The organism is Accumulibacter sp., from assembly GCF_016789985.1.
In the GTDB taxonomy this organism is placed as follows: Bacteria; Pseudomonadota; Gammaproteobacteria; order Burkholderiales; family Rhodocyclaceae; genus Accumulibacter.
The window spans coordinates 1-12,443 of sequence record NZ_JAEUOL010000232.1 but is presented as its reverse complement, the minus strand read 5'-3'; the positions used below and the strand labels follow the sequence as shown (position 1 = coordinate 12,443).

The 12,443-nt window shown below is 63.7% G+C and carries 9 protein-coding genes and 1 pseudogene; 7 read left to right on the top strand and 3 right to left on the bottom strand.

The genetic code is table 11. The features are described 5' to 3' along the window. From JNK99_RS13260 to JNK99_RS13250, 3 genes and pseudogenes are all read right to left on the bottom strand, one after another. A pseudogene (locus tag JNK99_RS13260) lies at window positions 1-158 on the bottom strand (outer membrane lipid asymmetry maintenance protein MlaD); the annotation flags it as partial. Continuing rightward, a complete protein-coding gene (gene mlaE / locus JNK99_RS13255; RefSeq protein WP_291853899.1) occupies window positions 158-970 on the bottom strand; it encodes a lipid asymmetry maintenance ABC transporter permease subunit MlaE in 813 nt (270 codons plus the stop codon). The gene mlaE and the pseudogene JNK99_RS13260, both read right to left, overlap by 1 nt. Further along, window positions 957-1,775 carry an ABC transporter ATP-binding protein gene (locus JNK99_RS13250; protein ID WP_291853897.1) on the bottom strand — a complete coding sequence of 273 codons (819 nt, stop codon included), beginning with the start codon at window positions 1,773-1,775 and terminating at the stop codon, window positions 957-959. The genes mlaE and JNK99_RS13250 overlap by 14 nt, the downstream gene beginning before the upstream one ends. A 131-nt stretch (window positions 1,776-1,906) precedes the next feature. On the opposite strand from JNK99_RS13250, the gene JNK99_RS13245 reads away from it, so the two are divergent. From JNK99_RS13245 to JNK99_RS13215, 7 genes are all read left to right on the top strand, one after another. Continuing rightward, the gene (locus tag JNK99_RS13245; protein ID WP_291853895.1) at window positions 1,907-3,364 is read left to right on the top strand and encodes a sigma-54 dependent transcriptional regulator; all 1,458 of its coding nucleotides are present in this window, start codon (window positions 1,907-1,909) and stop codon (window positions 3,362-3,364) included. Beyond that, window positions 3,364-4,827 (top strand): AAA family ATPase, encoded by a 1,464-nt coding sequence (locus JNK99_RS13240; protein WP_291853893.1) that lies wholly within the window; start codon window positions 3,364-3,366, stop codon window positions 4,825-4,827. The genes JNK99_RS13245 and JNK99_RS13240 overlap by 1 nt, the downstream gene beginning before the upstream one ends. Window positions 4,828-4,898: 71 nt before the next feature. Continuing rightward, window positions 4,899-6,722, top strand: coding sequence for a type II and III secretion system protein (locus JNK99_RS13235; protein ID WP_291853891.1), 1,824 nt, complete (start codon window positions 4,899-4,901; stop codon window positions 6,720-6,722). Further along, window positions 6,719-8,011, top strand: a complete 1,293-nt coding sequence (locus JNK99_RS13230; RefSeq protein WP_291853889.1) for a tetratricopeptide repeat protein — start codon at window positions 6,719-6,721, stop codon at window positions 8,009-8,011. The genes JNK99_RS13235 and JNK99_RS13230 overlap by 4 nt, the downstream gene beginning before the upstream one ends. 48 nt (window positions 8,012-8,059) lie before the next feature. After that, entirely contained in the window at window positions 8,060-9,775 is a 1,716-nt protein-coding gene (locus tag JNK99_RS13225; protein ID WP_291853887.1) for a type II/IV secretion system protein, read from the top strand. Between the two features lie 5 nt (window positions 9,776-9,780). Next, a complete protein-coding gene (locus tag JNK99_RS13220; RefSeq protein WP_291853885.1) occupies window positions 9,781-10,983 on the top strand; it encodes a type II secretion system F family protein in 1,203 nt (400 codons plus the stop codon). Window positions 10,984-10,987: 4 nt separating this feature from the next. After that, the coding region (locus tag JNK99_RS13215) for a hypothetical protein (RefSeq protein ID WP_291853883.1) at window positions 10,988-12,443 on the top strand (1,456 nt) is incomplete at its 3' end.

Below are 12,443 nucleotides of genomic sequence, written 5' to 3'. Positions count from 1 at the left end.
TTCAGACCACCGATGTTAACAAACTTGGCCGAAAGTGGGTACGTCTCCGCAAAGTTGGCCGCCGAGAGGTTGCCGACCTTCAGTGCCAGGAAGAGCACCGCAGCGAGGCCCAAAGCAACGAAAACGCCGACCCACAGGTCGAGCAACTTGCGACTCATCAAGCCTCCCGGAACATGAAGGAAGTCAACACAAAGTCGAGTGCCAGGATCGCCAGGGCCGACTTGACGACCGTCCCCTTGATCGAGCCTGAAACACCTTCGGCAGTGGGCACCGCGTCGTAGCCCTCGAAAACCGCAATCAACGAAACGGCGATGCCGAAGACAAAGCTCTTGACGATACCGCTCCACACGTCATAGCGAAAATCCACCGAGGCCTGCATCTGCGACCAGAAGGCACCTTCGTCGACGCCGATGAAGACGACGCCGATCAGGTAGCCGCCAAGCACCCCGGTAGCCGAAAAGAGGGCCGCCAGCAGAGGCATCGAGATGACGCCGCCCCAGAAGCGTGGTGCCACGACCCGAGCAATCGGATTGACCGCCATCATGTCCATCGCGGTCAGTTGTTCGGTGGCCTTCATCAGGCCGATCTCGGCGGTGATCGACGAACCGGCACGTGAAGCAAAGAGCAGTGCAGCCACCACCGGGCCAAGTTCGCGCACCAGCGACAGGGCAACCAGTACCCCGAGTGCCTCGGCCGAACCATAGCGCTGCAGTGTTTCGTAGCCCTGCATGCCGAGCACCATGCCGATGAACAGCCCGGAGACCATGATGATCAGCAGGGACTGGAAACCCGAGAAGTAGATCTCGCGTATGGTCAGATGCAGGCGCCGAAAGGACTGGCCTGACCAGAGCAGCACCATGATGAAGAAACGCGTCGCGAAACCCAGTCGCAACAGCGCTTCGGTGACTCCATGCCCGAGGTTGGTGAGTGCCGAGACGACCACGTCGGGCCTCTCCCTAGGATCGTGCATGAGCGCCTGTCCCGAGCAGTTCCTGCGCCAGGGGGCTGGCCGGATAGTGGAAGGGCACCGGTCCGTCGGCTTCAGCGCAGACGAACTGATGGACGAAAGGGTGCCGAGACGCACGGATCTCGTCCGGCGTCCCGAGCGCGACGACCTTGCCTTCGGACATGAAGTAGATGTAGTCGACGATCAGCAGGGATTCCTGGATATCGTGCGTGACCATGATCGTCGTGGCTCCGAGCGCGTCGTTGAGGCGGCGGATCAACTGGCCGATGACGCCCAGCGAAATCGGGTCGAGGCCGGCAAACGGCTCATCGTACATGATGAGCATGGGGTCCAGCGCGATGGCGCGCGCCAGCGCGACGCGTCTGGCCATGCCGCCGGAGAGCTCGGCCGGCATCAGCCGGTGGGCACCGCGCAGCCCGACGGCATTGAGCTTCATGAGCACCATGTCGCGAATCAGCTCTTCCGGCAGGTCGGTATGCTCGCGCATCTGATACGCGACATTGTCGAATACGGAGATATCGGTGAACAGCGCGCCGAACTGGAACAACATGCCCATGCGCCGGCGCAGTGCGTAAAGCCCTTCGTCATCGAGTTGCGGTACCGACTGGCCGTCGACCAGCACGTCTCCACGGCTCGGCTTGAGCTGGCCGCCGATCAGCCGCAACAGCGTGGTCTTGCCGCAACCGGAGCCGCCCATGATCGCGACGACCTTGCCGCGCGGGATCTGCAGGCTGATGCCGTCGAGGATGGGGCGATCCTCGTAGGCAAAATCCAGTTCCCTGATTTCGACAAGATTGGCGGCAGGCACGCGGGCATCCCGGGACAAAAACGAGCGCGAATTATACCCGACAGCTCTTTCCCTGACCGTGAATTACTTGACGTTAATATAATTGTGGAATAATGCGGCGATCGCCAACCGCCACCGACGACAGACTTTTCATGCTCAGCCATCCTGGTTCCTCTCCGCCGGAAAAGCCGCTGCTGCTCATCGTTGATGACGATCCATTGATCTGTGACACCTTGAGCTTCTCGCTGAGTCAGCCCTTCGAAGTCGTCACCAGCCATTCGCGTCCACATGGTCTGCAACTGCTCCGCCAATTGCGCCGCACGCCGGAGCTGGCGCTGGTGGACCTCGGCCTGCCCCCGGTACCGCATCGCCCGGATGAGGGCTTTGCGTTGATTTCCGATCTGCTGAAGGTGGCTCCGGAGATCCGCATCGTCGTGCTTTCCGGTCAAAGCGACGACGGCAATGCGCGGCACGCGCGCACGCTCGGGGCGGCCGATTTCGTTGCCAAGCCCTGCAACCCGGGTGACCTGCAGCAGGTGCTGCAGGGCGCGCTGGCCTTTCGCGTGCTCGACGAGAAACACCGGGAGGGCGCTTCGCCGCTGATCGGCAACAGCTCGGCAATCGAAAAGCTGCGGCTGCAACTGCGCCAGTATGCCGACCTGCCGTTCCCGGTACTGATCGAGGGCGAGTCGGGCAGCGGCAAGGAGATCATCGCCTCGCGCTGCCTGCACCATGACACGCGCCGGCGGTACCGGCCGTTTCTGGCGCTCAACTGTGCCGCGATATCGCCCAGTCTGGTTGAAGCGACCCTGTTTGGTTACGCCAGGGGGGCGTTTACCGGGGCCGCGACCAGCAAGGCGGGTTATTTTGAAGACGCTGCCGACGGTACGCTGTTTCTCGACGAGATAGGCGAGCTGGCGCTGGATCTCCAGGCGAAGCTGCTGCGCGTCCTGGAAAATGGCGAGTACCAACGGGTTGGTGAAACGCACAAGCGGTTCAGCCAGGCGCGCATCATCGCCGCCACCAACCGCGATCTGCGCAAGGAAGTCCGTGCAGGACACTTTCGTGCCGATCTCTATCATCGCTTGTCGGTCTGTTCGATCGTTGCGCCACCCCTGCGCGAGATGGGGGACGACAAACTCCTGCTGCTCGATCACTTTCGCCAGCACTACGCGGCGCAGACGCAGCAACCACCCTTCGCACTTTCAGCCGAGGCGGAAAGGCTGTGGGGCAGCTACGCTTTCCCCGGCAACGTGCGCGAACTGCGCAACGTGGTGATCCGCCTGACCACCAGGCACCCGGGGCAACTGGTCGACGCCGCCGCGCTCGAAGCAGAACTCGACCTGCCGGACGAATCGCTGGTCGCACCGGAAAGCGTGAGTGGGGCGGTGGACGTGACAGCGGGCGACGCGATCATCGCGCTCGCCATCCAGCGTTTGCGGCAGCGGGAGCCCTTCCATCTCGACCGGCTGCTCGACGCGACCGAACGGGGCTATATCGAAGCCGCGCTGAAACTGGCGCATGGCAACGTCAGCCAGGCGGCACGCCTGCTGGGCATTCACCGCACGACGCTCTACAACCGCATGGAAGCCTCGGCTCGGGAGGCGTGATGTATCTCGATCATTTTGGATTGCGGCAGGCGCCGTTTCGCATCACGCCGCACACCGAATTCTTCTTTGCCGGGGCCAAGCGGGGTGCGACACTCGAGGCGCTGATCTATGCGATCACCCATGACGAGGGGATCGTCAAGGTCAGCGGCGAGGTCGGCAGCGGCAAGACGATGCTCTGCCGCATGTTGCTCGAGAAACTGCCAGGCAATGTCGAGACCGTCTATCTGGCCAACCCGCTGCTCTCGCGGGACGAGATCCTGCTTGCCATCGCCGCCGAACTGCGGCTGGCTCTTCCCGACGGGCCGGGGAACCTGCTGCTGAATGCCTTGCAGGAGCGCCTGCTGGCAATCTATGCTGCCGGACGCCAGGTCGTTGTCCTGATCGACGAGGCGCATGCCATGCCGCCGGACGCGCTGGAAGAGATTCGCCTGCTCTCCAACCTGGAATCGAGCCAGCACAAACTGTTGCAGATCGTGCTTTTCGGCCAGCCCGAACTCGACCAGCGATTGCACGAAAGCGCCATGCGCCAGCTCAACGACCGCATCACGCACAGTTTCCGGCTGGAGCCCCTGCCGCGCAAGGACGTTGCGGTGTACCTGATGTTCCGGCTGCGGGCGGCCGGCTACCACGGTCCCGACCTGTTCAGCCGGATGGCCATCCAGATGATCAGCCGGGCCTCCCAGGGGTTGACCCGGCGCATCAACATCCTGGCCGACAAGGCCTTGCTGGCCGCCTTCTCCGACGGAGTGCATCAGGTCGACGGTCGGCAGGTCCGGGCGGCGATCCGTGACGCGAGTTTCACCCGGATCGACGGGCATTCTCGCTGGCGCCGGGTGAGGGGAATCGGCGCTGCCGCGGCGATCGCCACAGTCGCCATTGTCGCCTATCTTGCCGGCAGCCACGGCTCGAGCCGTCAGGCCAAGCCGGAGGCGGCGAACGATGCGGCGCGGCCGACTGCCGCAAACCCTGCCGCGACCGGGCTGCCAACGACTCCCGTGGTTGCCGTGGCATCGCCCGCAGCCCCGCCGCTCGGGTCTGCGACCACGGCGGTGCAGAGCGCCGCCGTGAGTACAGTACCGGTAACGGCGACGGTCGAAAAGCCGCTCACCCTGGCCGAGCGGATGAGCGTCACCGAAGCCTGGTTGAAGAGCGCCCCGGATCACCACTACTTCATCCAGTTGCTCATGGCGGATGCCGGCAACCAGCGGGAAGTGTCGGATTTTATTGCAAACAATGCCGGAGTCCTCGACCTGCGGCAGGTTCGGGTCTATCGGACGACGCTGGCTGGCCGGGAGCGCCTGGGAGTCATCTACGGCGACTATGTCTCGCGGGAGCAGGCAAACGCCGCGCTGGCGATGCTTGGCGAGATCACCCCGGCGAATCGGCCCTATGTGCGGCCGGTGGCCAGGCTACGCTCGTCGGGTCATGCGGGCGACCCCGGATCGAGGCAGGTAACACAATAAAAATCATGTACTTGTGTTGCAGTTTCAGCGTGATATGATGCGCTTTCCCTTTGCCTGGAGCGAGCTTGAGCGTGTCTCCGAGAACCCTTGACGCCGTCTTTGTCGTGCTGCTGCTTGCTGCCTGCACCCCGACTACGCTGAGCACCGGGCCGTCTGCCGGGCACCTGCAGGCCGACGGTGTTGGCCGGCCGCCGGGGGCCATTCCGCAGCCGGTTCAGCAAAGCGTTTCGCTACCCCGACCGAGGAGCGCCGCCCGGACCGAGACTTACAGCGTCGTCGTCAATAATGTCAAGGTGCACGATCTGCTGTTCGCACTGGCGCGCGACGCCAGACTCAACGTGGACATCCATCCCGGGATTGCCGGCACCGTAACGCTCAATGCCATCGACCAGACGCTGCCGCAATTGCTCACGCGAATCGCCAAACAGGTGGACATGCGCTTCGAGATGGATGGCCCGAATCTCGTCGTGATGCCCGACGCTCCCTACCTCAAGAACTACAAGGTCGATTACGTCAATATTTCGCGCGACGTTCTTGGCACGGTTTCCACCAATACGCAGATATCGACCAGCGCGCTGGCCACTGGTAGCGGCGGCGTGGCGGGGACCGGCAACACCTCGCGTATCCAGATCGACAACAAGTCCAAGAACCGTTTCTGGGAATCGCTCGAAAAGAATCTGAAGGATCTGCTGCACGAGACGGACAAGGTCTTTCCCGAAGGATCGACCGAGACCGTGACCGAGCAGAGCGCTTCGCAGAGCACCACCGGGACCGGTGCCCCGGCGTCGGTGCCGGCGGGTGTCGCCACGCGTCTCAATCAGGCGGTGCAGTCGCTGGCCGGCAGCCCCAATCCCGCCACGCTGCAGAACACCGGCGCCACCGTGGTCAAGCGCATGACCTTCCGCGAAGCGGCCTCGGTGATCGCCAATCCCGAAGCCGGGGTGGTCACGGTCAGGGCGACCGCCCGGCAGCACGAGAAGGTCCAGGAGTTCCTCGATCGGGTGATGAGCAGCGCCCGGCGACAGGTGCTGATCGAGGCGACCATCGTCGAAGTCACCCTGTCCGATGGCTACCAGCAGGGGATCGAGTGGAGTCGGCTGACCAGCGGTTCCGAATACAGCGTCACCAAGCCGGCACTGACGACCAACGTGCCGAGCGCCGTGACACCCTATGTCATCAAGTATCGTGACATCAACCCGCTGAATCTGCTGGCCACCGTCGAACTGCTGCGTGCCTTCGGGACGATCAAGGTTCTGTCCAGCCCGAAACTCGCAGTGCTCAACAACCAGACGGCGACGCTCAAGGTGTCCGAAGATTTCGTCTATTTCAGCGTCAAGCAGGATTCGGTGCCCGGCGGTCCCAACACCAATGCGACGGTGACCACGACGACCACGCCACAATCCGTTTCGATCGGCTTTTTCATGAGTCTGACGGCGCAGATCAGCGACAGCGGTACCGTCACCCTGAACGTTCGTCCGTCGATTTCCAGCATCGCCGAATTGAAGCAGGACCCCAATCCGGTGCTGGCGGCGAACAACATCAAGAATCTGGTGCCGCAGATTCGCATGCGCGAGATCGAGTCCATGCTGCGCATCGAGAGCGGCGACATCGCCGTGCTCGGCGGTCTGATGGAGGATCGTCTGGACAACCGGCTTGGTCGCTTGCCTGGCTTGGGCGACATCCCCTTTTTCGGGGAAGTCTTCAACAACCGCAACAACTCGTCGGGCAAGTCGGAGCTGGTCGTTCTCCTGCGCCCGACGGTGCTCAGGGACGCCTCGCTCGAGGGCGACTTCAGCAGCTTCCGGGATTCGTTGCCGGACAAGGATTTCTTCCGCACCGACCAGGTCTACCGGCCCTTTTCATTGCCCGAGCGGTCTCCGGAGCCACTGCAGTGAGTCTGCTGATGGACGCCCTGCGGCGGGCCGAGGAAGCCAAGCGTCTCGCCGGTGCGAGCGGCCAGCCGGCCGCTGCAGCTTCTCCTGGCGAGCTGCGCCTCGACCCCCTGGAGACACCGGAGAATCCATCGGCCAGGTCGCTGCCACCGCTCTCCCGGCATCTCGATTCGGTCGACGCGGATCTCGCCGCGGAAGCGGTGGACCCGCCGCATCGGCGTGGACCCGCACGATCGGCGCCTGCCGCAGTCGAGGCAGGTGCCGGCGAAAGTGCCGAGCGGCTGGCGGCGCGCAACCTGTTCGCTGTCAAGCAGGCGCCGCGGTCGCGCCTGGCGCTCTGGTTGTTCCTTGGCTGTGCGGGGCTGGCCATCCTGGCCATTGGTGCTTACTTCTGGTGGCAGTTGCAAGCGATCGCGAGTGGCTCGCTGGTGGCGATGCCGGCACCAGCGCCGCAAGCGACCCAGCCACGTGCCCAGCCATTGCCGCTGCCGGTCGCGCCATTCCCGCTGGCCGCCGCGCCGCCGACTGTTGCCCCGCCGTCCACTGCCCCCGGTACGCCGCCGACTGTTGCCCCGCCGTCCACTGCCCCCGGTACGCCGCCGGCACCCCCGGCTGCCCGGGTGCCGGCACCACCGCCCGGGGTCGAACGGCCACGTCGGCCGGCAGCGACCGGCATGGCGGCCGGCGAAGATGCCGGCATCTTCCGCCCCGCCAACCATCGGCAGAAACACGATCAGACGCTGAACCATGCCTACGAAGCCTGGCAGGCGGGACGGCTCGACGAGGCGCGCCGCGGTTACGAGCAGGTGCTGCGCGGCGATCCGAGAAACACCGACGCGCAACTCGGCCTGGCGACGATCGCCGCTCGCCAGGGGCAGTTCGAACGTGCGCAGCAACTCTATCTGCGGGTGCTCGAATCCGACCCCGGCGATGTCACCGCGCAGGCCGCTCTGATCAATCTGCATGGCAACGGCGACGGTGGACAGTCCGAAAGTCGTTTGAAGACGCTGCTGGCCAGCCAACCGGATGCGCCGGCTGTGCATTTCGCTTTGGGCAACCTCTACGCCCGGCAGCGTCGCTGGAGCGAGGCGCAGCAGGCGTATTTCCAGGCCTATGCCCTCGACCCCGACAACGCCGACTACCTCTTCAATGTCGCCGTCAGCCTCGACCACTTGCGCCAGAGCAAGCTCGCCGCGCAGTATTACCGCATGGCGCTGAGCGTTCCCGAGGGGGGGCGGGCCGTTTTCGACCGCCATGCTGCTGCGCAACGCATCCTTGAACTGCAACCCTAGGGCTGTCCGGGTGCAGCGATCGTTTCCTCCGAGTGACCTGCCTGACCGATGATCAGCCTGCTCAGCGGACATGCCCATTCCCGGCCACTTGGGCAGATCCTGATCACCAAGGGGATCCTCAGCGAGGATCAGTTGCGCATCGCGCTGCTCGAGCAGATGAAGTCGAATCAGCCGATCGGCAAGTTGCTCGTGTCGCTCGGTTTCGTCTCCGAGGCGACGCTGCGCGATGCCCTTTCCGAAAGCCTGGGCAAGCAGAGCGTCGATCTGTCCAAGGCGATCATCGACCCGTCGGCACTGAAACTCGTGCCGCGCGATCTGGCCAAGCGCCACCACCTGTTGCCGCTCGATTACGATGCCGCCAACCAGTGTCTGACGGTGGCGATTGCCGACATCAACGACATCGTTGCGCTCGACCGGATCCGCGGGCTCGCCGGCGACGACCTCGAGATCGACACGCTGCTGGCCGGTGAAACGGAGATCGATCGCGCCATCGACCAGTGCTATGGCTATGAACTGTCGATCGACGGCATCCTGCATGAAATCGAAACCGGAGAGATCGATTTCCGTGGCCTGCAATCCTCCTCCGATGAATACAGCCAGCCGGTCGTCCGCCTGATTGATTCGATTCTGACCGATGCGGTCAAGCGCGATTCTTCCGACATCCATTTCGAGCCGGAAGCGAGCTTTCTGCGCATCCGCTACCGCATCGACGGCATGCTGCGGCAGATCCGTTCGCTGCACAAGACGTACTGGCCGGCGATGGCGGTACGCATCAAGGTGTTGTCCGGGATGAACATTGCGGAGACCCGTGCTCCCCAGGACGGACGCATTTCGCTCAACATGCGTGGTCGGCAGGTCGACTTCCGGGTTTCGGCGCAACCGACGATCCACGGCGAGAACATCGTCCTGCGCATCCTCGACCGGCAGAAAGGCATCGTGCCGCTCGAAGGTCTGGGCCTCGCCGAGAAGCAGCTCGACCAGCTCAAGCTGATGATCGCCCGTCCCGAGGGCATCGTTCTGGTGACCGGACCCACCGGCAGCGGCAAGACGACTACGCTCTACTCGGTGCTCAACCATATCAATTCCGAAGGGGTCAACATCATGACCCTCGAGGACCCGGTCGAGTATCCGATGACCCTGGTCCGCCAGACCTCGGCGGCCGAGTCGGTCAAGCTCGATTTCGCCAACGGCATCCGTTCGATGATGCGCCAGGACCCGGACATCATTCTGGTGGGCGAAATCCGCGACGCCGAGACGGCGGAGATGGCGCTGCGCGCCGCCATGACCGGTCACCAGGTGTACTCGACACTGCATACCAATTCGGCGATCGGTGTCATTCCACGCCTGCTCGACATCGGTATCCTGCCCGACATCATGGCCGGCAACATCATCGGCATCGTTGCGCAAAGGCTGGTGCGGCGCCTCTGCATACACTGCAAGACGCCCTATCAGGCCGAAGCGCACGAGGCCCGCCTGCTCGGCAACCTGGCGGACGGCCCGCGGCCGGTGATCTACCGCCCTGGCGGCTGTGAGCGCTGCGACTTTCAGGGGTATCGCGGGCGTCTGGCGATCATGGAGCTGCTGCGCATCAACGGCGACATGGACGAACTGATCGCCCGGCGCAGCACCGTGCGCGAGATGCGGCAGCTGGCCAGCCGCCAGGGCTTCACCACCCTTGCCGACGATGGCCTGCGGCGGGTGCTTGACGGGTCGACCTCGCTCGAAGAGATCGGGCGCGTGGTCGATCTGACCGACCGGATGTAGCAGCGGTGCCGCTCTACACCTACAAGGCGGTCAGTCCCGACGGACGAATGGTTTTCGGCAGAATCGACGCCATCAATCTGATCGACCTCGAGATGCGGCTGCGGCGCATGGAACTCGATCTGGTGAGCGGCGAGCCGCTCGGCACCCGCAGCATGCTGGCCAGCGGCGGTGTGCCACGCCGGGAGCTGATTCACTTCTGCTTCCACCTGCAGCAACTGGTGCGCGCCGGCGTGCCCATCCTCGAAGGGCTGACCGATCTGCGCGACAGTCTCGAGCACCCGCGTTTCCGCGAGGTGGTGGCCAGCCTGATCGAGTCGATCGAGGGTGGGCAGACGCTGTCGCAGGCGATGGCGGGTCATCGCCGTGTCTTCGATCAGGTCTTTGTCAGCCTGGTGCGCGCCGGCGAAACGACCGGCCGTCTGCCGGAGGTGCTGAACAGTCTCAACGAGTCGCTCAAGTGGGAAGACGAACTGGCGTCGCAAACCCGCAAGATGGTTGCCTATCCGGCATTCGTCGGCTCGGTGGTGCTGGCCGCCACCTTCTTCCTGATGGTCTATATGGTGCCGCAGCTCAAGACCTTCGTGAAGAGCATGGGGCAGACCCTGCCGCTGCAGACGCAGATCCTGTTCCTCGTTTCCGACCTGATGGTCGCTTACTGGTACCTCGTGCCGATCCTGCTGATCGGCGTCACGCTGGGCCTGCGCGTCCTGCTGCACACCAATCCCCTGGCCCGCTTCCGTTTCGATGGCATCAAGCTGCGCCTGCCCGTGCTTGGCGGCATCCTGCGGAAAATCGTGCTCTCCCGTTTCGCCAACACCTTCGCCCTGCTCTACGCCTCGGGGATACCCATACTCGAGTCGATCCGGACGACCCAGGATGTGGTGGGCAACCTGGTCATCCGCCAGGGGCTGGAACGGGTCGAACAACTGATCGGCGAGGGGCAGAACGTCACCGCCGCCTTTCATAGCACCGGCTTCTTTCCGCCGCTGGTCATCCGCATGCTGCGCGTCGGCGAAAACACGGGCGCGCTTGACGATGCGCTGCTCAATGTCAGCTACTTCTATAACCGGGACGTCAGGGAATCGGTACAGAAGATGCAACAGTTGATCGAACCGCTGCTCACCGTCCTGATGGGAAGCGTGCTGGGCTGGATCATGCTCTCCGTGCTCGGTCCGGTGTACGACGTGATCAGCAAGATCAAGACCTAGTGCCATGTCGCCACGTCGCCTACTCTATCTCGGCACCCACCAGTTGGCGGCCTTCCTCTGGCGCGCCGGCGTGCTGACCGAGGAAGGCACCTTCGAGGCGACCGAGGCCGGTCGACAAGGCTTCGCGCGCTATCTCGCGGCCAACGCCAAGAGCATCTTCGCGCTTCTCGCCAATGTCTCCGAGGAAGGTTTTCATATCGAGATGATCCCCTTCCTGCGCGGGGCCGATCGAACGGCGATCGTCTCGCGCAAGCTTGGACAACTCTTCTTCAACTCGACGCTGACCACCTCGGTTTCTCTTGGTCACGAGAAATCACGGCGCAAGGACGAGCGCATCCTGCTCGCCGCGCTGACCAACCACGAATTCTTCGCTCCTTGGCTGGCGGCTATTGCCGCTGCTCAAGTGGCGCTGGCCGGTGTTTACTCGCTGCCCATGCTGGGACCCGTCCTGCTCAGGAAGCTGGGGATCACCGACGAGCGTTGCCTGCTGCTGACCATCCAGGATCACAGCATCCGGCAGAGCTACCTGGAGAAGGGCCAACTGCATTTCAGCCGGCTCACCTCCCTGCAGAACAGCAGCATAGGTGGCATCGCGCAGACCTTCGCCACGGAAGCGCGCAAGTTGCAGCAATATCTCGTCAGTCAGCGCCTGATCGGCCGCCAGCAGCCGATCAACGCCTATCTCGTCGCGCACGGCAATGCCATCAATGCGGTCGAGCACAGTTGTGTCGATAGTGAAACCCTGTCCTTCACGATTTTCGACATCGAGGACTGCGCGCAGCGCTGTGGCCTCGATACCCTGCCGATGGATAGCCGTTGCGAGCGCCTTTTCCTGCACCTGCTGGCGATCGATCCGCCAGGTGCCCAGTTCGCCAGCGATCAACAACGCCACGACTACCATCTCTGGGTGGTCCGTTCGGCACTCCAGGGGGTCGGCGCCGTGACCCTGTTGGCCTGCCTGCTGTGGGCCGGCAAGCAGTCATTTGATGCCTACCAGCTCAACCGCGAAGTGGCAGTGGTCAGCGACGAAACCGCACTGGCGCGCCAGCGCTACGAAGCCATCGTCAAGACCTTCCCGCCGATCCCGACCAGCAACGACAATCTGCGTCGGGTGGTCGATCGCTATGTCGAGCTGGAAAAGGGCAGCCGTTCGCCCGAGCATCTTTGGCGCGAGATCAGTCGCGCCCTGCAGGCTGTGCCGGCGGTCGAACTCGATGCACTCGACTGGAAAATCACCACCGCAAAGGCATCGCGGCAGCCGGCGGTTGGCGAGGCAAAACCCGGGGAGACGCCCGCGGTCGACAGTGAGACCACTCTGCTTCGCGGGACGCTGCGCCTGGGCCAGGAGAGCAACCCGCGGCAGGTGCTGGCCGTGTTCAACCGCCTGCTCGAAGCACTGAGGCGCAATCCGAAGCTGGAGGTCGAGGTGCTGCAGCAACCGTTCGATGTCGAGTCGGGCA

Bases quoted from the DNA above. Each gene is read 5' to 3' on its own strand.
- JNK99_RS13225 (WP_291853887.1), top strand. From the start codon at position 8,060: ATGATCAGCCTGCTCAGCGGACATGCCCATTCCCGGCCACTTGGGCAG.
- JNK99_RS13240 (WP_291853893.1), top strand. From the start codon at position 3,364: ATGTATCTCGATCATTTTGGATTGCGGCAGGCGCCGTTTCGCATCACG.
- mlaE (WP_291853899.1), bottom strand. From the start codon at position 970: ATGCACGATCCTAGGGAGAGGCCCGACGTGGTCGTCTCGGCACTCACC.
- JNK99_RS13245 (WP_291853895.1), top strand. From the start codon at position 1,907: ATGCTCAGCCATCCTGGTTCCTCTCCGCCGGAAAAGCCGCTGCTGCTC.